This is a genomic window from Amycolatopsis endophytica (genome assembly GCF_013410405.1).
Lineage (GTDB): Bacteria > Actinomycetota > Actinomycetes > Mycobacteriales > Pseudonocardiaceae > Amycolatopsis_E > Amycolatopsis_E endophytica.
In genome coordinates this window covers 651442-671411 of record NZ_JACCFK010000001.1, presented here as the reverse complement: position 1 = coordinate 671411, position 19970 = coordinate 651442, and the positions used below count along the sequence as shown (strand labels likewise).

Below are 19970 nucleotides of genomic sequence, written 5' to 3'. Positions count from 1 at the left end.
GGACGGCCACGAGGCCGCAAGCGGCCGGTTCCCGGAACCGGCCGCGCCCCGTGCCGTAACCTTGAAGGTTGTGAGTGGTGACTTCGCAGCCGACCTCAAGGACCTCGCCGGCAAGCTGACGCAGGTCGAGTCCGTCATGGACCTCGACGGCCTGCGCGCGCAGGTGGCAGACCTCGAACAGCAGGCGTCCAACCCCAACCTGTGGGACGACCCGGAGGCCGCGCAGAAGGTCACCAGCCAGCTGTCCCACCGGCAGTCCGAACTACGCCGGGTCACCGACCTGCGCCAGCGCGTCGACGACCTCGAGGTGCTCCACGAACTCGCCGAGGCCGAGGGCGACAACGCCAGCAAGGACGAGGCCGAGAACGACCTCGTCCGCCTCGCCAGGGAAGTGGACGCCCTCGAGGTCCGCACCCTGCTCTCCGGCGAGTACGACGACCGCAACGCGGTGGTCACCATCCGCGCCGAAGCGGGCGGTGTCGACGCGGCCGACTGGGCCGAGATGCTCCTGCGCATGTACCTGCGCTGGTCCGAACGCCACGGCTACCCGACCGACGTCTACGACATCTCCTACGCGGAAGAAGCGGGCATCAAATCCGCCACCTTCAAGGTCGCGGCCCCCTACATCTACGGCACCCTCTCCGTCGAACAGGGCACCCACCGGCTCGTGCGCATCTCGCCGTTCGACAACCAGGGCCGGCGCCAGACGTCGTTCGCCCACGTCGAGGTGCTGCCCGAGGTCGAAGAGGTCGACCACGTCGAGATCCCGGAGAAGGACATCCGCGTGGACGTGTTCCGCTCCTCCGGCCCCGGCGGGCAGAGCGTCAACACCACCGACTCCGCGGTGCGCCTCACCCACATCCCGACCGGCATCGTCGTCTCCTGCCAGAACGAGAAGTCGCAGCTGCAGAACAAGGCCGCGGCGCTCAAGGTCCTCCAGGCCAAACTGCTCCTCAAGAAGAAGGAAGAGGAGCGCGCCGAGCTGGACGCCCTCAAGGACAGCGGATCCAGCTGGGGCAACCAGATGCGCAACTACGTTCTGCATCCGTACCAGATGGTCAAGGACCTCCGCACCGAGCACGAGGTCGGTAACCCCAGCTCCGTGCTCGATGGCGAGATCGACGACTTCCTCGAGGCCGGGATCCGCTGGCGCAAGCAAGTCAACGCTGCGTAATCAGCGGCGCGGAGCGCCTCCTTGTGTGGGTGGGGGTGGGCGACGGTGGGAGTAATCACCGTGGCGTGGGCAATAGGCCAACCCGGGCTTAACCCGGTTCATGGGTAGGATGGCGCACCGTGATTCGGCTCGACAGTGTCTCCAAGGTCTACAAGACGTCGACGCGTCCCGCACTCGAGAACGTGTCGGTCGACGTGGACAAGGGCGAGTTCGTCTTCCTGATCGGTCCCTCGGGGTCGGGCAAGTCGACGTTCCTGCGCCTGTTGCTGCGCGAGGAGGTCCCCTCCAAGGGCCGGGTCTTCGTGTCCAACTTCGACGTCGCCAAGATGGCCCGCCGCAGGATTCCCCGACTGCGTCAGACCATCGGCTGCGTCTTCCAGGACTTCCGGCTGCTCGGCAACAAGACCGTCGCGGAGAACGTCGCGTTCGCCCTCGAGGTCATCGGCAAGCCGAAGCACACCATCAAGAAGGTGGTGCCGGAGGTCCTCGAACTGGTCGGGCTGGAAGGGAAGGCCGACCGGATGCCCAACGAGCTCTCCGGGGGTGAACAGCAGCGGGTGGCGATCGCCCGAGCATTCGTCAACCGGCCGCTCGTGCTGCTCGCCGACGAGCCCACCGGAAACCTCGACCCCGACACCAGCCAGGACATCATGCTGCTGCTGGAGCGGATCAACCGCACCGGCACGACCGTCCTGATGGCCACCCACGACCACTCCATCGTGGACTCCATGCGACGCCGGGTCGTCGAGCTCCAGCTCGGCAGGGTGATCCGCGACGATGCCCGGGGCGTGTACGGCGTCGGCCGATAAGCACCCCACCTCCGCCTGCCCCCGACCTGAGGAACCAACCCCCCGATGCGCGCCAGTTTCGTGTTCAGCGAGGTCTTCACCGGCCTGCGCCGCAACATCACGATGACCATCGCGATGATCATCACCACGGCCATCTCGCTCGGCATGCTCGGTGGTGGTTTGCTGATCGTGCGGACCATCGACAAGATGCAGGTCAACTACATGGCCGACGTCGAGGTCTCGCTGTATCTCACGCAGGACGTCAGCGCCAACGACAAGACCTGCGCCCAGGACCCGTGCCGCGGACTGCTGGCCGACCTGAACAGCAACCCGGCCGTCGAGTCCGTCGTGTTCGAAAACCGTGACCAGGCCTACGAGCGGTTCAAGAAGCTCTTCCAGGACAACCCGATCCTCGTCCAGTCGGCCCGGCCCGAGGCGCTGCCCGCGTCGCTGCAGGTCAAGCTGCACGACCCCAGCCGCAGCGACGTCATCACCCAGGACTACGGGACCCGTCCCGGCGTGGCCAGGGTCGACGACCAGAAGCAGTTCCTCGACCGGTTCTTCGGCGTACTCGGCGGCGTCCGCGACGGGGTGTTCGTCATCGCCCTGATCCAGGCGCTCGCCGCGCTGCTGTTGATCTCCAACACGGTGCAGATCTCGGCGTTCACGCGCCGCAAGGAGGTCGGCATCATGCGGCTGGTCGGTGCGACCCGCTGGTACACGCAGCTGCCGTTCCTCCTCGAAGCGGTCGTGACCGGCGTGATCGGCTGGGCGATCGCGGTCGGCGGCCTGATCGCGGCGAAGTTCGCGTTCATCGACCGGATCCTGTCCGTCACCGGCGGAATCATCCCGAACATCCAGGTGCTCGACGTGGTCGTGGTGGCGCCGTGGCTGCTGCTGGCGTCGATCATCATCTCGGCTTCCACCGGGTATGCGACCCTGCGGCTCTACGTGCGGCATTAACGCCGTGCTCCAGCCGGGACGTGTGGGATAACCTGGACGTATGCCCAAGGAACGAGGCTCCAAGGTGATCGCGTCGAACCGCCGCGCGCGGCACGACTACGCGGTGCTGGACACCTATGAGGCCGGTATCGCGCTGGTGGGCACCGAGGTGAAGAGCCTGCGCGAGGGCCGCGCCTCGCTGGTCGACGCGTTCGCGACGGTGGACGACGGCGAGGTGTGGCTGCGCAACGTCCACATCGCCGAATACGAGCACGGCACGTGGACCAACCACGAGTCGCGGCGCAAGCGCAAGCTGCTGCTCCACAAGGGCGAGATCGAGAAGCTGATCGGCAAGACCAAGGAGGGCGGGCTCTCGCTCGTCCCGCTGTCCCTGTACTTCAAGGACGGCAAGGTCAAGGTCGAACTCGCACTGGCCAAGGGCAAGAAGTCCTACGACAAGCGCCAGGACCTCGCCAAACGCGACGCCCAGCGTGAGATGAGCCGCGCCTTCGGCCGCGCCCTGAAGGGCCGCCGCTAGGTGGGGCCGGAGCGGGACGAGGACATCCCGGGGTGGGTGCGGTCGCTGGGGCTGGACGGCCTGGTCGACCTGCACCTGCACTTCCTGCCGGAGCGGATGCTGGTCAAGGTCTGGGCCTACTTCGACCGGATCGGTGAGCGCACCGGCTACGACTGGCCCATCCAGTACCGCGTGGCCGAGGACGAGCGCGTCGCGCTGCTCGAGTCGTTCGGTGTGCTGCGGTACGCGCCGCTGGCCTACCCGCACAAGCCGGGCATGGCGGAGTGGCTCAACGGCTGGTTGAGCGAGTTCGCCGAGCGCGTCCCGGCCGCCGTGCACACCGCGACGTTGTTCCCCGAACCGTCGGCGGGGAAGTACGTCGCCGAGGCGCTGCGGGCCGGTGCCCGCTGCTTCAAGGCTCACGTCCAGGTCGGCGCGTACGACCCACGGGACGAGCTGCTCGACCCGGCGTGGGGCGCGCTCGCCGAGGCCGGGGTGCCGGTGGTCGTGCACGCCGGGCACGGGCCCGAGCGCGGCCCGCACACCGGGCTGGACGTGTTCGGCGAGGTCCTGGCCCGGCATCCACGGCTCACCGCGGTGCTCGCCCACGCCGGGATGCCCGAGTACGACGAGGCTCTCGCACTCGTCGAGCGGTACCCGCGGGTGCACCTCGACACCACGATGGTCGGCGTGCCGTTCACCGAGGCGCTGATGCCGTTGCCGTCGTACTGGACCGACCGGCTGGCCGACATCGCCGACCGGATCGTGCTCGGCACCGACTTCCCGAACATCCCCTACTCCTACGCGACACAGCTGCGGGCGGTCGCCGACTGGGCCGCCGACGACCGCCTCGGGGACGACTTCCTGCGGGCCGTCCTGCACGACACCCCGGCGAAGCTGCTCAACCTCTGACGAACGGCCGCACGCTCACCGGCTTCGTCGCGAACAGCAGCCCCGCCAGCACCAGCGCGACCCACGGCACTGGACCGGACAGCAGGCCGCCGTCCAGCGGGGTGGTGAACCCGCGCGCCGCGAGGCCGAGCAGCCCGCCGGAGGCCAGCACGGTCGCCGCGACCAGTTGCTTCACCGGAACGGAGCTGCCCGAGCCCGGTTTCGTCTCGAACCGCCCGAACGCCCTCAGCAGCCCGGCGAGCACCACCGCGGCCGTGCCGGCCCACAGCGGCGCGACGGCGAACCAGTCGGAGCTGCCCGGGTCCGGGGTCGCGTAGCCGAACCCGAGCACCGTGACGCCCGCGACGACGACCAGCGCCGGCATGTGCCACAGGTACAGGCTCATGAACCGCGGCCCGCTCCAGCGCAGCACGGCGGCGACGGCGGGGCGTTCGGCGAGCGCGGTCAGTGTGGGCTTGAGCGCGAGCCAGAACCCGATCTGCCCGATCGCGAGGCTCATCATCACCGCGGTCGGCGGGCTCATGTTGGAAACCGGCGCGCCCGGCATACCGATCATGCTGGCCGGGTACGGACCGAATGCGACGGCCAGCGCGGTGACGCCGAACCCGGCTGCCGCCAGCCCGGCCGCGCCGCGGCGGCTCAGTGTGCCGAGACGGCCCTCGGCGTAGTGGAAGCCGAGCTGGTGCACCGCGAGCCAGACGAACACAGCGTTGACGTAACCGATCGGGCCGAACACCTCGAACCGTCCGAAGTCGACGATCACCGCGAGCCCCGTGAAGACCAGCGGGACCGCCAGACCCCACCGGCGGTGGGCGGCGAGCATGAGCGGCGTCGCGGCGACGGTGAGCACATAGACGGCGAGGAACCACAGCAGCTGGCCCGCGATCGCCCCGGCGATCTGCACCGGCTGTTCCGGTGCGCCCAGATCACGCAACAGGTCCGGCGCGAGCAGCCACACCGCGAACAGCGGCAGCACCGGGATCAGCAGGCGCTTGAGCCGCGCGGACAGCCAGTCCCGCGTGGACGCCGCACGCCGCAGGGACATCAGGTTCGCCGCGCCGCCGGCGAAGAAGACCATCGGCATCACCTGCGACAGCCAGGTCAGCGCCCACCAGCCGGGGGTCGTGAGTGCGTTGCCGGTGGCCAGGCGGCCGTGGTCGTAGCTGAGCACCGGCATCAGCCAGTGCTGTCCGATGACCGCCAGGATGGCCGTCGCACGGACCACGTCGAGGAAGGTGTCGCGGGCTCCCGCCGGGGCCTGCCGCAGGCTTGATCGCATGCGTTCAGCCTGGTCGAAACGGCTTTCCGGCACAGCGAGGCAGACCGCCGTCTTCGGGCGGGGGACCAGTGCAGGAAGGTGGTGGGGCTGTCCCTACCTAGTGCTCGCGGGCTTCGTCGTTCGCGGGGGAGGGGACGCCGCAGAGGCGGTACTCCCAGCCGGTTTCCGTCGTGAAACCGAGCTGGTAGAAGGTCTCGATCTTGGGCCCCTCGTGCAGGTGCACGTGCCGCAGGACCGAGCCGGACACCGGGTCGTCGAGGGTCTGGACCCGGCCGTCGAGTGGGCCGCCGAAGAACCGGACGTTCTCTTCGGTCATGGAGCCCTCCTCGATCCGGGAAAACGATATCGACGTCCGCCCATGGTAGGTGACCGTTCGACCTCGCGCCGCCGTCAGAACGGGTGAGGGATGGTTCACCACAACGGGTGCACGGGTTACCGCTAGGGGCGGCCGAGGTAGGTGAGGACCGCGCGGACCCGGCGGTGTTCCTCGGCGCTGGCCTCCAGCCCGAGCTTGGCGAAGATGTTGCCGATGTGCTTCTCGACCGCGCCGTGCGAGACGACCAGAGAGGCGGCGATGGCCGAGTTCGACAGGCCCTGCGCCATCAGCCCGAGCACCTCGGATTCCCGCGCCGTCAGCGCGTCCAGCGGGTTCTTCCGGCCGCGAGCCATGACCTGCGCTATCACCTCCGGATCGATGGCCGTGCCACCCCGTGCGACACGGCGGACCGCGTCGAGGAAGTCGGCCACGTCGGCGACGCGTTCCTTGAGCAGGTAGCCCACGCCGCCCGCGCCGCCGGACAGCAGCTCGACCGCGTAGCTTTCCTCGACGTACTGCGAAAGCACCAGCACCGGCAGTCCCGGCACCGCTTCGCGGGCGGCCAGCGCGGCCCGCAGGCCCTCGTCGGTGAACGTCGGCGGCATCCGGACGTCGACGATCGCCAGGTCCGGACGGTGCTCGGTGACCGCACCGACCAGTGCGTCACCGTTGTCGACCGCGGCGACCGTCTTGATGCCCTCGTCGCCGAGCAGCCGCTCGACCCCCGCCCGCAAGAGGACCGCGTCCTCCGCGATCACCACCCGCATCCCGCAACCCCCAGTTCGTGAGTGAATCCGCCTTATTCACTCACGAACCGTTCACCAGGTACAGGGCAGGTCGGCCCGGACCACGGTGGGGCCGCCCTGCGGGCTGACGACGGTCATCACGCCGTCGATCGTCGCGGCGCGGTCGGCCAGTCCGGCCAGCCCGCCGCCGGGACGCACTTCGGCGCCGCCGTGCCCGTCGTCGGTGATCTCGATGACCACCTTGTCGTCCGTGCGCCACGCCTTGACCTGTGCTTCCGTGGCGCCGGAGTGTTTGGCGACGTTGGTCAGCGTCTCACCGGCGATGAAGTACGCGGTGGTCTCCACGGCGGCAGGTGGGCGCGGTTCGATGTCGACCGTCACCTCGACCGGGATCGGCGTCTTCGCCGCCAGCGCGGACAGGGCCGCGTCCAGGCCGCGGTCACCGAGCACCGCGGGGTAGATGCCGCGAGCCAGGTCCCGCAACTCCGAGACGGCGAGCTTGGCGTCGGTGTGCGCCTCCTCGATCAGCGCGCGCACCGCGTCCGGTTCGCGGTCCAGCTTGTTCTTCACCCGGCCCAGGTTCAGCGCGACGGCCACCAGCCGCTGCTGGGCGCCGTCGTGCAGGTCCCGCTCGATGCGGCGCCGTTCCGCCTCCGCCGCGTCCACCCCGCGGGCCCGCGACGCCTGCAGCTGCTGAGCCTTCACGCGAAGCCGTTCATTGCTGTCCGGGCCCAGGAACGAGAGCGCCAGCGCGCCATGCATCCAGCCGATCCACGGCGCGACCCAGATGGCCATCGGCACCAGGATGATCGACGCGAGGCCCACCGCGAACTCCACGACACCCAGCGGGAACGCCAGTAGCAGATACGCCAGGTCCCGCCACGTCGTGCGGTCGACCAGGCGCATCCGCCAACGCCGGAGCACACCGCCGTCGACCGGCGCGCGATCGGCGGGCGGCAGGGGAGTGCCGAGCATCGTGCGCACCCAGCGGCGTTCCAGGTCGCCGAAGCCGCGCACCATGCTCGTCGTCCACAGCAGGATCGGGATGCCCACCCAGATCACCGTGGTCGCGATGCCGACCAGCGAGAGCGTCACGATCAGCACGAACTGGACCAGGCGCAGCGCGAAAGAGGTGACCATGAAGGCGATCGTCTTCGCGGCCCCCGGTCGCGGCTGCTCGATCGGCGCCTGCTCACTGGCCACGACGCTCATCATGCCACCGCGCCGAGGTGCCCGGTGGGCTCTTCGGCGAGACGGCGGGCCCGCGGGCCGGGGCCGAGCACGGCACGGGCGAAGTGGGCGTGCAGGGTGCCGAGGCCGCGGGTCAGCGCGACCGCGAGCGCGAGGATGACGAGGCCCAGCGCGGCCCACGGCAGCGCGTCGACCGGTGAGTCGACGACGATCCAGCGCAGGTCGTACTCGGGGAAGAAGTAGGCCCCACCGGGAAGGTAGGTGCAGTAGAACGGCAGGAAGGTCGCCGCGAGACCGACCGACCACACCGTGACCACCACCGTGAAGTCCGCGATCCCCAGCGGCAGCAGCAGGACCAGGTAGAGGACGTCCCGCCAGGTCGCGCCGTCGCTGACCCTGGCCTTCCAGCGGGCCTTGGCGCCCTCCGGTGGGAGTGGCTTGTACGGGTTCGCGATGTAGGCGCCGAGCATCCGGTGCACCCGGGCCCGCTCGAACTGGCCACCGGCACGCGCCAGCAGGATCGCGGCGGCCAGCACCGGCAGACCCACCCAGATGATCGCGGTGCCGGCCCCGACGGTGAACAGTGTCACCATCGCCGTGAACCCCGCGATGCCCAGCGGCAGGTTCGACAGCAGGTACCCCAGCGAGCCGAGCACCGGCGGATGTGGCCGGGTGCCGTCGGAAAAGGTCGCCGCCATGGTCCGTTCCTCTCTGTGAAGCACCTGACCAGCATCGTCGCGTTCACGCTGGTGGACCATGGGGTGCGCGGGCGTCACCGGGGTGGGGGTAGCCCCACCCGGCGGGAACAAATGCGGTTGCCGAGGGCGTTATGCTGGTTGCGAAACACCATCAAGGGGGTGAACGGTTTCGACTCTGGACGTTGAGTCAAGGGAAGCGTGCCGGTGCAGGCGAGAGACCACCGTAAGCGTCGCCGCAACCAATTAAGCGCCAAGACTAATAGTCAGCGCGACTTCGCCCTCGCCGCCTGAGCGAGTGCGAGTCTGTCGGCCCGGGAGAGCCTCCGTCCCGGTAGCCGGCATCAGCTAGGAGGCTCACTGTCCGGACCCGGCCGCGGGGTCCGGACGGGACACCCACAGCGGCTGGGCCCGTCACACCGGCTTGTTCGCGTGACCGGTGGGGCCGAGTAGAGGCACAGCGAACTGCGCACGGAGAAGCCTAGGCAAGGCGCCAGAGGACCCGGGTTCAATTCCCGGCACCTCCACTCGGCCGAAGGCCGAGTCCTGCTCGCGGAGAACGCTCGCAGGGCTCGGCCTTCGTCGTGTCTCCCGGGGGTCGGACCCCCGGGCCCTCGCCGGGAGGGCTTCGCCCCCTGGACCCCCATGGGTGGGTGGTTGCGTTGGGTGGTTGTCGTGCCGGGGGCTGCTCGCGGAGAACGTTCGCAGGGCTCGGCCTTCGTCGTGTGTTTCGGGCGTGGGGCCCTCGGGCCGGGCGGGTGCGGTCTTGCTGTCAGGGGTGGGGCGTGGGCAGGTTCAGCGCGGGGAGGCCGTCGATCGAGGTCAGGTTCTTCTGTCGCTGGTAGGCCCGTACACCCTCGGCGCCGTGGCGTTCGGCATGGGCGACGAGCATCCGGCGCTCGCCCTCGAAGCTCATGAACGGAACCCCGAACCCGCACGAATCGCTCACGCGGGCGACATCGACGACGATCACCGCGCGGTGAGCGGGAGACGCGGCCACCCCCTCGAACCGCGAGGCCCACGCGGCGAACTCCGGGGCGTCGGACTGGACGACCCTGCCGCGCCCGTGCAGCCGCACGATCTTGGGTTTGCCTTCGAAGGCGCAGAACATCACCGTGATCCGGCCGTTCTCCCTGAGGTGCGCGATCGTCTCGGCGCCACTGGCCGTGATGTCGAGATAGGCGAACGTGTGCGCGTCGACGACGAGGGACGTGCCGTCGACGCCCTTCGGCGACACGTTGACGCGCCCGTCGTCCGCCAGTGGGGCCGTGGCCACGAAGAACACGTGCTGTGCGGAGATGAAGTCCCGCAGCTGGGGGGTGATCTGGGGGTGGACACGTCCCATGGACCTGATCTCCTTCGTGTGGCGGTCCGGCCAGCCTGCCCGGAACAGCACGGGCGGCGCGACACCCCGGCGGTGATCTGGCGGGTTCGCGACACGCGTTGTCGGATTCCTGAAAGCGCGGGTCCGGTGCCACTCACAGGATGATCACGGGTCATGGACCCGCTCTGACCGCACAGTGAAGGGACACCGCCGGTGACCTTGGCGACATGGACCGCCGTCGACAGCTACTTCAACGACCTCCTCCTGCCCGAAGACCCGGTGCTGACGGCGGCGGCCCGGCGCAGCGAGGAAGCCGGGCTTCCCGCGCACCAGGTCGCCCTGAACCAGGGGAAGCTGCTGGAATTGCTCGTGCGGATCCGTGGCGCGCGCACCGTACTGGAGATCGGCACACTCGGCGGGTACAGCACGATCTGCCTCGCACGCGGGCTGCCTGCCGACGGGCGGTTGATCACGCTGGAGGCCAATGCCGACTACGCGCGAGTCGCGACCGAAAACCTGGCGAACGCCGATCTCGCGCCGCGGGTCGAGGTCCGGGTCGGCAACGCGCTGACCACGCTGCCGTCGCTCGCCGAGGAGGGTTTGGCGCCGTTCGACCTGGTCTTCATCGACGCGGACAAGCCGTCCAACCCGCGGTACCTGGAGTGGACGCTGCGGCTCACGGCACCAGGCAGCGTGATCGTCGGTGACAACGTCGTGCGGGGCGGCGCCGTCGCCGACGCCCGTGACACGGATCCCCGCGTGCGCGGAGTCCGGAAGTTCACGGAGATGGTCTCCGCCGAGAGCGGGTTGTCGGCGACCGCGGTCCAGACCGTCGGCGACAAGGGCCACGACGGTTTCCTCCTCGCGCTGGTCACGGACTGACTCCGTGGCACCCGACACGGCACGGGTGACCCAGCTGGCGTACTACCCGATCAAGGGGTGCGCGGCGACGTACCCCGCCACCGCGCAGGTCACTCCGGCTGGGCTCACGCATGACCGCGGCTTCCTGGTGATCAGCGAGGAGGGCGTCTACCGGACGCAGCGCCGCCACCCGCGGCTGGCGCTCATCGCGCCGGACGTGAGTGCGGACGGCGCCAAGATGTCGCTGCGTCATCCGGACCTGGAGCCGATCACCTTCGCCGTGGACGCGACCGGGCCGACACGGCCGGTGGACCTCTTCGGCGCGCCCTTCCGCGGGATCGACCAGGGTGCGGCCGCGGCGGAGTGGCTTTCCGAGGCGATCGGGGAACGCTGCCGGCTGGTTCGCGTGCCGCCGGACCACCAGCGCGTCACTGACGGGCACACGCCGGGAACGTCGGGGTACGCCGACAGTTGCGCCGTCCACGTCCTGTCGCGGCGCACCGTGGACCTGCTCAACGAGAAGCTGCGGGCGGCCGGGAAACCCGAGGTGCCCATGGACCGGTTCCGGCCGAACATCGTCGTCGACGGCTGGGCCGACGCCCATGTCGAAGACCTGGTGCGGAGCGTGACCATCGGCGGATGCGAACTGGGCTACGCGAAGCTCGCCTTGCGTTGTGTCGTCATCACCGTGGATCAGGAGACGGCCGGCAAGCGTGGTCCGGAGCCGCTCCGCACGCTCGCCGGGTACCGGCGGACCAGCGGCGGTGTGGCCTTCGGCGCGAAATTCGCTGTTCTCCGCCCGGGAACGGTGTCGGTCGGGGACGCGGTGACCGTCCGGGAATGGGGAACGTCGGAGCTGTGAGCGCCCTGCGCCTCACTCAGCGAGGGCGTGTAGCCGAAGGTCCCCTTGAACGTACTGATGAACGCGCTGGCCGAGGACCAGCCAGACCGGTGCGCCACCGTCGTCACGGGGACACCTTCGGCGAGCAGGGCCTGCGCGTGATGCAGCCGCAGCCGCCCCGCCACTGCGGGAAGCTCATCCCGAGGTCGGTGCGGAACAGACGGGAGAGCGTCCGTTCGCTCGCCCCGACGCTTCGCCCCAGCTCGGCCAGCGTCCGGGTGTCGGCCGGTTGGCGAGGAAGATCGCGGCGACGTCGCGAAGCAGCGGTGTGGTCGGCGCGGGGAGGAAACCCGGCATGTGCTGCGCCATGCGCAGCTGGTCCCGCAGGACCGCGTGCAGGCGCTGCTGGGTCTCCGCGTCGGTGGTCACGGCTCCCGCGGGCTCCTTGAGCAGCTCCCGCAACAGTGGGGTGACCCGCAGGACCCGGGTCGGGTCCGTCGATGTCCTCGGGTGTCGCGACGAGATGCAGGGACACGATGCCGTACGCGTCGTGTTCATGATCGACTCCGGCGGGCACCCAGATCGCACGATCCGGTGGTGCCACCCGGGAACCGGCGGCCGTCGTGACCGCGAGCAGCCCACTGCTCGCGTAGATCACCTGGTGTTCCTCGTGCCGGTGCAGGGCGATTCGCGCTCCCGGGCCAGGACCTGCGACCGCGTCGGCGCGAGGGGCTGATGGAGAACCGCCGTCATGTCGCTCCGTCCTGGACGTTCGAGGTTCCGCTGTGCGGTGGGAAAATCGTCACGCACCGGGCCGGCGGCCACCGATCCGGTCCGTGAGCGTCCGCGCCGTGGCGATGACCTGTGCCGCCGGCTCGGGCCAGGTGCCGTCGCACGGCGGGTCGCAGTGGTGCCGGAAGGTCAGGGCCACGGCGGCGATCGGGTGGGCGTTGTGGTCGAACACCGCGTGCGCCACCGAGGCGAAGTCGGCGGTCACGTGGCCGTCCTCGACCGCCCAGCCCCGGGCGCGCACCGCGGCCAGTGCGCGTCGTAGCGAGGCCAGTGACGCGGGGCCTCGCCCGGTCCGGGTGACGAACGCACGCGGGTACAGTGCCCGGACGTGCGCGTGCGGCAGATGCGCCAGCAGCGCCAGCCCACTGGCAGGCAGGTGCGCGGGCAGCCGGACACCGACGTCGGTCACCAGCGTCTCCGGCGCCGGCGGGCGTTCCTTCAGCAGGTACACCAGCTCGTTCCCGTGCAGGACCCCCAGTTGCGCGGTGTGCCCCGTCCGGTCGGCGAGCTTCCGCAGCAACGGTGCCGCCAGCCGCTCCAGCGGGTCGTGCCGGAGATAGGCCGATCCCAGCTCGAACGCGGCGATGCCCAGCCCGTAGCGGCGTTCCGACGGCAGGTGCACGACGAAACCCGCCGCTTCCAGCTCCGCCAGCAGGTGGTAGGTCGTCGAGCGCGGCAGGTCCAGATCGCGGGCGAGCGCGACGGCCGAGATCGGCCCTGGACGGGTCGCCAGGACGCGCAGTACCGCCAGACCGCGGCGCAGGGCGGGGACGTCGCTCATCTGTCTGGAATACCAGACACAACCACTCCGCGGTGACCTCCGGTCACCCGCCGGGCGAGGTCCAATAGGCACATGACGCGCACAGTGCGGATGGACCACGGGCCCCTCGACCGGGAGCAGGTCGTCGCGGTCGCACGGAACGGTGCGAGGGTCGAGCTGTCCGACGAGGTGCGCGAGAACCTCGGCGAGATCCGCCGCCACATCGACGCGCTCGCGGACGCCGACCGGCCGACCTACGGCATTTCGACCGGCTTCGGCGCCCTCGCGATCCGCCACATCCCGGCCGGCCGGCGCACCGCACTGCAGCGGTCCCTCATCCGCTCACACGCCGCCGGCACCGGCACCGCCGTCGAGCCGGAAGTGGTGCGCGCCCTGATGCTTCTCCGCTTGCGCACGCTCGCTTCCGGGCACACCGGTGTCCGTCCGGCCACCGCCGAAGCGCTGGCCGCGATGCTCAACGCGGACATGGTTCCGGTCGTGTACGAATACGGCTCGCTGGGTTGTTCCGGCGATCTCGCGCCGCTCGCGGCCGTCGCGCTCGCCCTGATGGGTGAGGGCGAGCTTGTCGACGGCCGCTCGGCTGCCGAAGCGCTCACCGAGGCGGGCCTCGAACCGGTCACCCTCGCCGAGAAGGAGGGCCTGGCGCTGACCAACGGCACCGACGGGATGCTCGGCATGCTCGTCCTCGCCCTGGACGACCTCCACCGCCTTCTCGACACGGCCGACCTCACAGCCGCGATGAGCGTCGAGGCTCTGCTCGGCACCGACCGAGCCTTCGCCGCCGACCTGCAGGCGCTGCGCCCGCACCCGGGTCAGACCGCGTCCGCGCGCCGCATGTTCGCCGCGCTCGCCAGTTCGGAGATCGTCGCCAGCCACCGCGGCCCGGAGTGCACCCGCGTGCAGGACGCCTACTCACTGCGCTGCGCGCCCCAGGTGCACGGCGCCGCCCGTGACACCGTCGCGCACGCCGAGGCGGTCGCCGACCGGGAACTGGCCGCGGCGATCGACAACCCCGTCGTCCTCGCCGACGGACGGGTGGAGTCGAACGGCAACTTCCACGGCGCGCCACTGGCCTACGTCCTGGACTTCCTGGCCATCCCGATCGCCGACGTCGCCAGCATCGCCGAACGCCGCACCGACCGCATGCTCGACGTGACCCGCTCGCACGGGCTGCCCGCGTTTCTCGCCGAGGACCCCGGCGTCGACTCGGGGCACATGATCGCCCAGTACACGCAGGCGGCGATCGTCAGCGAACTCAAGCGGCTCGCCGTGCCCGCCTCGGTCGACTCGATTCCCAGCAGCGCCATGCAGGAGGACCACGTCTCGATGGGCTGGTCCGCCGCCCGCAAGCTGCGTCGCGCGGTCGACGGGCTGACGTCCGTGCTGGCGATCGAGCTGCTGACCGCCGCCCGCGCGCTCGACTTCCGCGCGCCGCTGCGCCCCGCGCCGGTGACGGCCGCGGCCCGCGACCTGCTCCGGGAACGCGTGCCCGCGCCGGGCCCGGACCGCCACCTCGCACCGGAGATCGCGGCCGCCGAGGAACTCGTCCGTTCGGGAGCCGTCCTGACCGCACTGGAGGAAGCATGAGCCGCACCGTCCGTGCCGCCCGCGGAACCACGCTGACGGCCGGGAACTGGCAGACCGAAGCCGCGTTGCGGATGCTGCACAACAACCTCGACCCCGATGTCGCCGAACGACCACAGGACCTGGTCGTGTACGGCGGCACCGGAAAGGCCGCCCGCGACTGGGCGAGCTTCGACGCGATCACCCGCTGCCTCACCACGTTGACCGAGGACGAGACGCTCCTGGTGCAGTCTGGCAAGCCGGCAGGCGTCCTGCGCACGCACGAGTGGGCACCTCGTGTGCTGATCGCGAACTCGAACCTCGTCGGTGACTGGGCGACGTGGCCCGAGTTCCGCAGGCTGGAGAAGCTCGGCCTGACCATGTACGGGCAGATGACCGCCGGTTCGTGGATCTACATCGGCACGCAGGGGATCCTGCAGGGCACCTACGAGACCTTCGCGGCGGTGGCCGCGAAACGGTTCGGCGGTTCGCTGAACGGAACATTGACTCTCACCTCCGGACTGGGCGGAATGGGCGGTGCGCAACCGCTGGCGATCACGATGAACGGGGGAACGGCTCTGGTCGTCGAATGCGATCCGGCGCGGGCGCGGCGCCGTCTGGACACCCGGTACCTCGACGAGCTGGCCTCCGATGTGGACGGGGCGGTCCGGCGGGTGACCGCCGCGAGGAAGGCCGGCGAAGCCGTGTCGGTCGGCGTGATCGGCAACGCCGCCGACGTCCTGCCCGAGCTGCTGCGGCGCGGACTCGAAGCGGACATCGTCACCGACCAGACCTCGGCCCACGATCCGCTCGCGTACCTGCCACGCGGTGTCGACGTCGCCGACTGGCCCGACTACGCGGCCGCGAAACCCGACGAGTTCACCGACCGCTCACGCGAATCGATGGCCGAGCACGTCGAGGCGATGATCGGTTTCCTCGACGCCGGTGCAGAGGTTTTCGACTACGGCAACTCCCTTCGTGGTGAGGCGAAACTGGGCGGTTGTGCACGGGCCTTCGACTACCCGGGTTTCGTGCCCGCCTACATCCGGCCGCTGTTCTGCGCGGGCAGGGGACCGTTCCGCTGGGCCGCGCTCTCCGGCGACCCGGCCGACATCGCCGCCACCGACCGCGCCATCCTCGATCTGTTCGGGGACAACGATTCTCTCGTCCGATGGATCCGGCTCGCCGGTGAACGTGTGGCGTACCAGGGACTTCCGGCGCGGATCTGCTGGCTCGGCTACGGCGAACGGCACCTTGCGGGGCTGCGGTTCAACGAGATGGTCGCCAGTGGCGAGCTGTCCGCGCCGGTGGTGATCGGCCGCGACCACCTGGACGCGGGCAGCGTCGCCTCGCCGTATCGCGAGACCGAGGCGATGGCCGACGGCTCCGATGCCATCGCGGACTGGCCACTGCTCAACGCGCTGGTCAACACCGCCTCCGGCGCCACCTGGGTGTCGCTGCACCACGGCGGCGGCGTCGGCATGGGCCGCTCGATCCACGCCGGCCAGGTGTGCGTCGCCGACGGAACTCCGCTTGCCGCACAGAAGATCGAGCGGGTGCTGACCAACGACCCGGGCATGGGCGTGCTCCGGCATGTCGACGCCGGGTACGAACGCGCCTCCGAGGTCGCGGCGCAGCGCGGGATGCGGGTGCCGATGCGGGAGGAGCCGTGAGCCTGCTCGACGACCTCGCCGACGTGGGTCGCGCTCCCGGCGGCGGCTATGCCCGGCACGGTTTCGACCGGGCCGAAGCCGAGATGCGGGACTGGTTCCGCGAGCAGGCCGGGCGTCGTGGCCTGGACGTGGAAACCGACCGCAACGGCAACCTCTGGGCGTGGTGGGGTACACCGGGGCCGGACGCGTTGGTGACCGGCAGTCATCTCGACTCCGTTCCCGGCGGTGGCGCCTTCGACGGCCCGCTTGGCGTGATCAGCGCGCTGGAAGCCGTGTCCCGGATGGACCGTCCGGCGCGGCCGTTCGCCGTGATCGTGTTCACCGAGGAGGAGGGCGGCCGGTTCGGCGTGCCGTGCCTCGGCTCGCGCCTCCTCACGGGTGCTCTCGCGCCCGACCGCGCGCGGGCTCTGCGCGACGCGGATGGCGTGACACTCGCCGAGGCCGCGGCCTCCGCCGGAGTGGATCCGGTGCACATCGGACGGGACGAGGAGGCACTGAGCCGCATCGGGACGTTCGTCGAACTGCACGTCGAGCAGGGGCGGGGCCTGGACGTGCCGGTGGGCGTCGGCAGCACCGTGATCGAGCACGGGCGGTGGCGGTTCTCGTTCATGGGAGAAGGGAACCACGCGGGTACGACAGTTTTGGGCGACCGCCACGATCCGATGCTGCCCGCCGCCGAAACCGTTCTCGCCACGCGCCGCATCGCGTCTACTGTGGACGCACGCGCGACAGTGGGTCGTCTGGTCCCGCATCCGGGCGGCACCAACGTCATCCCGTCCACCGTGGACCTGTGGCTGGACGCGCGGGGGCACAGTCGCGACGTGGTGGCGGAACTGACCGGAGTGGCCGAGCGAGCTGCTGCCGCCGAAGGGTGCACGCTCACCGTCACCGAGGAGTCCTACAGCGGGACAGTCACGTTCGACCCGACGCTGCGGGACCGTCTGACGGACCTGCTCGGCGCACCCGAGCTGCCGACCGGTGCCGGGCACGACGCCGCGGTCCTGGCCGCGCACGCGCCCACCGCGATGCTGTATGTGCGCAACCCGACCGGCATCAGCCACGCGCCGGAGGAGTTCGCCGAGGACACCGACATCGAGGCGGGTGTGGTCGCGCTGACCCGGGTTCTGGAGTCGTTGTCGAGATGACGATCTTGTGGGCCGAGCACGCGTGGTTGCCGGGCGGAGTCGCCTCGGACGTGCGGATCGAGACCGCGGACGGTCTGCTCACGGCCGTCACACCGAACGTGCCACGGGAAGGGACCGTGCTGCGCGGTCTCGTGCTGCCCGGCTTCGCCAACGCGCACTCGCACGTCTTCCACCGTGCCCTGCGCGGACGGACGCACCACGACCGCGGCACGTTCTGGACCTGGCGCGACCGCATGTACGAGCTGGCCGCGAAACTCGACCCGGACTCCTGCCTCCGGCTGGCCCGCGCCGTGTACGCCGAGATGACGCTCGCCGGGTACACCGCCGTCGGTGAGTTCCACTACCTGCACCACGCGCCCGGCGGACGGCACTACGACGATCCGAACGCGATGGGGCACGCCCTGATCCAGGCCGCCGCCGAGGCGGGTATCCGCCTCACCCTGCTCGACACCTGTTATCTGGCAGGCGGTTTCGACCGTGAGCTGTCCGGCGTGCAGCTCCGGTTCGGCGACGGCGACGTGGACGGCTGGGCCGCACGTCTCGCGGCGCTGAAGCCCGGGACAGCGGTGGTCGGCGCGGCCGTGCACTCCGTCCGCGCCGTTCCCGCCGCGCAGCTGCCGTTCTTCGCGGGTTACGACGGCCCGCTGCACGTCCACCTCTCCGAGCAGCGATCCGAGAACGACGACTGCCGCGCCCGCCACGGATGCACGCCCACCGAACTGCTGCACCGCGCCGGTGTCCTCGGACCGCGCACCGTCGCCGTGCACGCCACCCATCTCACGGACACGGACATCAGCTCGTTGTCCCGGGTCTGCTTCTGTCCGACCACCGAACGGGACCTCGGCGACGGAATCGGCCCCGCGCGGCGGCTGGCGGACGCGGGTGCCGCGTTGTGCCTGGGCAGCGACAGCCAGGCCGTGATCGATCCGTTCGCCGAACTGCGGGCGCTCGAACTGCACGAACGGCTCGCGGCCGAGGAACGCGGGTGCTTCGCCGTCGGCGAGTTGATGGCGGCGGCCAGCGATCACAGCGCGATCGGGCAGCCCCCGGCCGCGTTGACCGGCGGAGCCCCCGCCGATCTGGTCGTGATCGCGCTGGACTCGGTGCGCACGGCCGGAACCGCGCCCGGCGGGGCGGTGTTCGCCGCCTCCGCCGCCGACGTGACCGATGTGCTGGTCGGTGGTCGCTGGATCGTGCGGGACGGGGTGCACCAGCTGGTCGAGCGCCCGGCGGCGGCGCTGGCGGACGAGGTGGAGGCGTTGTGGCGATCCTGATCACCGGCATCGGCGAGTTGACCACCAACGACGAAGTGCTCGGCACCGTGCACGACGCGGCGATCGTGGTGGACGGTCCGGTCGTCGCCTGGGCCGGCCCGGCGAGCCGCGCACCGGACGCGGACGAGCGCGTGGACGTCGAGGGCCGCGCCGCGCTGCCCGGCTGGGTCGACAGCCACACGCACCTCGTGTTCGCCGGCGACCGGACCGCCGAGTTCGAGGCCAGGATGGCCGGTGAGCCGTACTCGGCTGGCGGCATCGCGGTCACGGTGGAAGCGACCCGGGCGGCAGGCGACGCGGAGCTGGCCGCGAACCTGCGGTGGCACGTCGCCGAGGCGGCGCGCCAGGGCACGACCTGTCTGGAGACCAAAACCGGGTACGGCCTGACGGTCGCCGACGAGGCGCGCTCTGCGCGGATCGCGGCGAAGGTGGTCGACGAGGTCACCTTCCTCGGCGCGCACGTGGTGCCGCCGGGCGCGGACGCCGAGTCCTATGCGGACCTCGTGTGCGGCGAGATGCTCGACGCGGTCGCGTCTTCCGTGCACTGGGCCGACGTGTTCTGTGAAACCGGAGCGTTCGACGAGGCCCAGTCCGAACGGGTCCTGCTCGCGGCGAAGCAGCGCGGTCTGGGCTTGCGGGTGCACGGAAACCAGCTCGGCGCCGGTCCCGGGGTCCGGCTGGCGGTGCGGGCCGGCGCCGCCAGCGTCGATCACTGCTCTCATCTGTCCGAATCGGACATCGAAGCGCTCGCCGGATCCGGCACGGTGGCGACGCTGCTCCCGGCCTGCGACCTGTCCACCCGCCAACCACTCGCCCCGGCGCGGCGCCTTCTCGACGCGGGAGCGAAGATCGCCTTGGCCACCAACGCGAATCCCGGCAGCTCCTACACCACGTCGATGAACTTCTGCGTGGCGACGGCGGTCCTGCAGATGGGACTGTCGGTCGAAGAGGCCGTCCGCGCCGCGACGCTGGGGGGTGCGCAGGCTCTTCGCCGCGGAGACGTCGGCGTCATCCGTCCCGGCGCACGCGCTGATCTCCACGTGCTCGCAGCGAAATCCCGGACAGACCTCGCATATCGCCCGGGAGTGCCGTTGACGTGGCAAGTGTGGCGAAAGGGAAAGCTTGTGGCGTAAGGCGAAACGCGTTCACCGAGAGT

20 protein-coding genes and 1 other RNA gene are annotated in these 19970 nt (G+C 70.5%); 13 read left to right on the top strand and 8 right to left on the bottom strand.

Annotated elements, in window-relative coordinates; genetic code table 11:
• Positions 1 to 70 precede the first annotated feature (70 nt).
• The 5 genes from prfB (at position 71) to HNR02_RS03265 (ending at position 4333) form a co-directional block, all read left to right on the top strand.
• Positions 71 to 1174: a peptide chain release factor 2 gene (gene prfB, locus HNR02_RS03285; protein ID WP_179771746.1), complete on the top strand. Its 1104-nt coding sequence runs from the start codon at positions 71 to 73 to the stop codon at positions 1172 to 1174.
• Between the two features lie 119 nt (positions 1175 to 1293).
• Entirely contained in the window at positions 1294 to 1983 is a 690-nt protein-coding gene (gene ftsE, locus HNR02_RS03280; protein ID WP_179771745.1) for a cell division ATP-binding protein FtsE, read from the top strand.
• Positions 1984 to 2028: 45 nt separating this feature from the next.
• Positions 2029 to 2925: a permease-like cell division protein FtsX gene (gene ftsX, locus HNR02_RS03275; RefSeq protein WP_179771744.1), complete on the top strand. Its 897-nt coding sequence runs from the start codon at positions 2029 to 2031 to the stop codon at positions 2923 to 2925.
• A 40-nt stretch (positions 2926 to 2965) separates the two neighbouring features.
• On the top strand, positions 2966 to 3442 hold the full coding sequence (smpB, locus tag HNR02_RS03270) for an SsrA-binding protein SmpB (protein ID WP_179771743.1): 477 nt from the start codon (positions 2966 to 2968) through the stop codon (positions 3440 to 3442).
• Positions 3443 to 4333, top strand: a complete 891-nt coding sequence (locus tag HNR02_RS03265) for an amidohydrolase family protein (protein ID WP_179771742.1) — start codon at positions 3443 to 3445, stop codon at positions 4331 to 4333.
• Here the strand turns inward: HNR02_RS03265 and HNR02_RS03260 are convergent.
• The 5 genes from HNR02_RS03260 to HNR02_RS03240 all read right to left on the bottom strand — a co-directional run bounded on the left by HNR02_RS03260 (position 4323) and on the right by HNR02_RS03240 (position 8563).
• A complete protein-coding gene (locus HNR02_RS03260; protein WP_179771741.1) occupies positions 4323 to 5612 on the bottom strand; it encodes an acyltransferase family protein in 1290 nt (429 codons plus the stop codon). The two genes, HNR02_RS03265 and HNR02_RS03260, sit on opposite strands and share 11 nt — an antisense overlap.
• Before the next feature lie 97 nt (positions 5613 to 5709).
• On the bottom strand, positions 5710 to 5928 hold the full coding sequence (locus HNR02_RS03255) for a DUF8847 domain-containing protein (RefSeq protein WP_179771740.1): 219 nt from the start codon (positions 5926 to 5928) through the stop codon (positions 5710 to 5712).
• A gap of 122 nt (positions 5929 to 6050) precedes the next feature.
• A complete protein-coding gene (locus tag HNR02_RS03250) occupies positions 6051 to 6695 on the bottom strand; it encodes a response regulator transcription factor (protein ID WP_179771739.1) in 645 nt (214 codons plus the stop codon).
• A gap of 51 nt (positions 6696 to 6746) precedes the next feature.
• Positions 6747 to 7886, bottom strand: coding sequence for a sensor histidine kinase (locus HNR02_RS03245; RefSeq protein WP_179771738.1), 1140 nt, complete (start codon positions 7884 to 7886; stop codon positions 6747 to 6749).
• Complete coding sequence (locus tag HNR02_RS03240; RefSeq protein WP_179771737.1) at positions 7886 to 8563, bottom strand: sensor domain-containing protein; 678 nt, start codon at positions 8561 to 8563, stop codon at positions 7886 to 7888. Before HNR02_RS03240 ends, HNR02_RS03245 begins: the two co-directional genes overlap by 1 nt.
• A 155-nt stretch (positions 8564 to 8718) precedes the next feature.
• On the opposite strand from HNR02_RS03240, the gene ssrA reads away from it, so the two are divergent.
• Positions 8719 to 9090: a transfer-messenger RNA gene (ssrA, locus tag HNR02_RS03235) on the top strand.
• Between the two features lie 242 nt (positions 9091 to 9332).
• On the opposite strand, the gene HNR02_RS03230 is transcribed toward ssrA, so the two are convergent.
• A complete protein-coding gene (locus HNR02_RS03230; protein ID WP_179771736.1) occupies positions 9333 to 9905 on the bottom strand; it encodes a pyridoxamine 5'-phosphate oxidase family protein in 573 nt (190 codons plus the stop codon).
• A 192-nt stretch (positions 9906 to 10097) separates the two neighbouring features.
• Between HNR02_RS03230 and HNR02_RS03225 the strand changes: the two genes are divergently transcribed.
• Positions 10098 to 10766 carry an O-methyltransferase gene (locus HNR02_RS03225; protein ID WP_179771735.1) on the top strand — a complete coding sequence of 223 codons (669 nt, stop codon included), beginning with the start codon at positions 10098 to 10100 and terminating at the stop codon, positions 10764 to 10766.
• Positions 10767 to 10770: 4 nt separating this feature from the next.
• The gene (locus tag HNR02_RS03220) at positions 10771 to 11607 is read left to right on the top strand and encodes an MOSC domain-containing protein (RefSeq protein WP_179771734.1); all 837 of its coding nucleotides are present in this window, start codon (positions 10771 to 10773) and stop codon (positions 11605 to 11607) included.
• Positions 11608 to 11781: 174 nt separating this feature from the next.
• Here HNR02_RS03220 and HNR02_RS35265 read toward each other — a convergent pair whose 3' ends face one another.
• The gene (locus HNR02_RS35265) at positions 11782 to 12015 is read right to left on the bottom strand and encodes a hypothetical protein (protein WP_246338487.1); all 234 of its coding nucleotides are present in this window, start codon (positions 12013 to 12015) and stop codon (positions 11782 to 11784) included.
• Positions 12016 to 12388: 373 nt separating this feature from the next.
• On the bottom strand, positions 12389 to 13159 hold the full coding sequence (locus HNR02_RS03210) for an IclR family transcriptional regulator (protein WP_179771733.1): 771 nt from the start codon (positions 13157 to 13159) through the stop codon (positions 12389 to 12391).
• Positions 13160 to 13231: 72 nt separating this feature from the next.
• Between HNR02_RS03210 and hutH the strand changes: the two genes are divergently transcribed.
• Genes hutH through hutI form a run of 5 tightly spaced genes read left to right on the top strand, consistent with a single transcriptional unit; the run spans position 13232 to position 19947 of the window.
• Positions 13232 to 14746 carry a histidine ammonia-lyase gene (gene hutH, locus HNR02_RS03205; RefSeq protein ID WP_179771732.1) on the top strand — a complete coding sequence of 505 codons (1515 nt, stop codon included), beginning with the start codon at positions 13232 to 13234 and terminating at the stop codon, positions 14744 to 14746.
• Positions 14743 to 16395, top strand: a complete 1653-nt coding sequence (gene hutU / locus HNR02_RS03200; RefSeq protein ID WP_179771731.1) for a urocanate hydratase — start codon at positions 14743 to 14745, stop codon at positions 16393 to 16395. The genes hutH and hutU overlap by 4 nt, the downstream gene beginning before the upstream one ends.
• Positions 16392 to 17540, top strand: a complete 1149-nt coding sequence (locus tag HNR02_RS03195; RefSeq protein ID WP_179771730.1) for an allantoate amidohydrolase — start codon at positions 16392 to 16394, stop codon at positions 17538 to 17540. The genes hutU and HNR02_RS03195 overlap by 4 nt, the downstream gene beginning before the upstream one ends.
• A complete protein-coding gene (locus HNR02_RS03190) occupies positions 17537 to 18814 on the top strand; it encodes a formimidoylglutamate deiminase (RefSeq protein ID WP_179771729.1) in 1278 nt (425 codons plus the stop codon). The genes HNR02_RS03195 and HNR02_RS03190 overlap by 4 nt, the downstream gene beginning before the upstream one ends.
• Positions 18802 to 19947 (top strand): imidazolonepropionase, encoded by a 1146-nt coding sequence (gene hutI / locus HNR02_RS03185; RefSeq protein WP_179771728.1) that lies wholly within the window; start codon positions 18802 to 18804, stop codon positions 19945 to 19947. The genes HNR02_RS03190 and hutI overlap by 13 nt, the downstream gene beginning before the upstream one ends.
• The last annotated feature ends 23 nt before the right edge of the window (positions 19948 to 19970 follow it).

Excerpts from the sequence above, each read along its gene's own strand:
- HNR02_RS03250 (WP_179771739.1), bottom strand. The coding sequence starts at position 6,695 with ATGCGGGTGGTGATCGCGGAGGACGCGGTCCTCTTGCGGGCGGGGGTC.
- HNR02_RS03240 (WP_179771737.1), bottom strand. The coding sequence starts at position 8,563 with ATGGCGGCGACCTTTTCCGACGGCACCCGGCCACATCCGCCGGTGCTC.
- hutU (WP_179771731.1), top strand. The coding sequence starts at position 14,743 with ATGAGCCGCACCGTCCGTGCCGCCCGCGGAACCACGCTGACGGCCGGG.
- HNR02_RS03190 (WP_179771729.1), top strand. The coding sequence starts at position 17,537 with ATGACGATCTTGTGGGCCGAGCACGCGTGGTTGCCGGGCGGAGTCGCC.
- HNR02_RS03230 (WP_179771736.1), bottom strand. The coding sequence starts at position 9,905 with ATGGGACGTGTCCACCCCCAGATCACCCCCCAGCTGCGGGACTTCATC.
- ftsX (WP_179771744.1), top strand. The coding sequence starts at position 2,029 with ATGCGCGCCAGTTTCGTGTTCAGCGAGGTCTTCACCGGCCTGCGCCGC.
- HNR02_RS03210 (WP_179771733.1), bottom strand. The coding sequence starts at position 13,159 with ATGAGCGACGTCCCCGCCCTGCGCCGCGGTCTGGCGGTACTGCGCGTC.
- HNR02_RS03260 (WP_179771741.1), bottom strand. The coding sequence starts at position 5,612 with ATGCGATCAAGCCTGCGGCAGGCCCCGGCGGGAGCCCGCGACACCTTC.
- HNR02_RS03255 (WP_179771740.1), bottom strand. The coding sequence starts at position 5,928 with ATGACCGAAGAGAACGTCCGGTTCTTCGGCGGCCCACTCGACGGCCGG.
- HNR02_RS03245 (WP_179771738.1), bottom strand. The coding sequence starts at position 7,886 with ATGAGCGTCGTGGCCAGTGAGCAGGCGCCGATCGAGCAGCCGCGACCG.
- smpB (WP_179771743.1), top strand. The coding sequence starts at position 2,966 with ATGCCCAAGGAACGAGGCTCCAAGGTGATCGCGTCGAACCGCCGCGCG.
- hutH (WP_179771732.1), top strand. The coding sequence starts at position 13,232 with ATGACGCGCACAGTGCGGATGGACCACGGGCCCCTCGACCGGGAGCAG.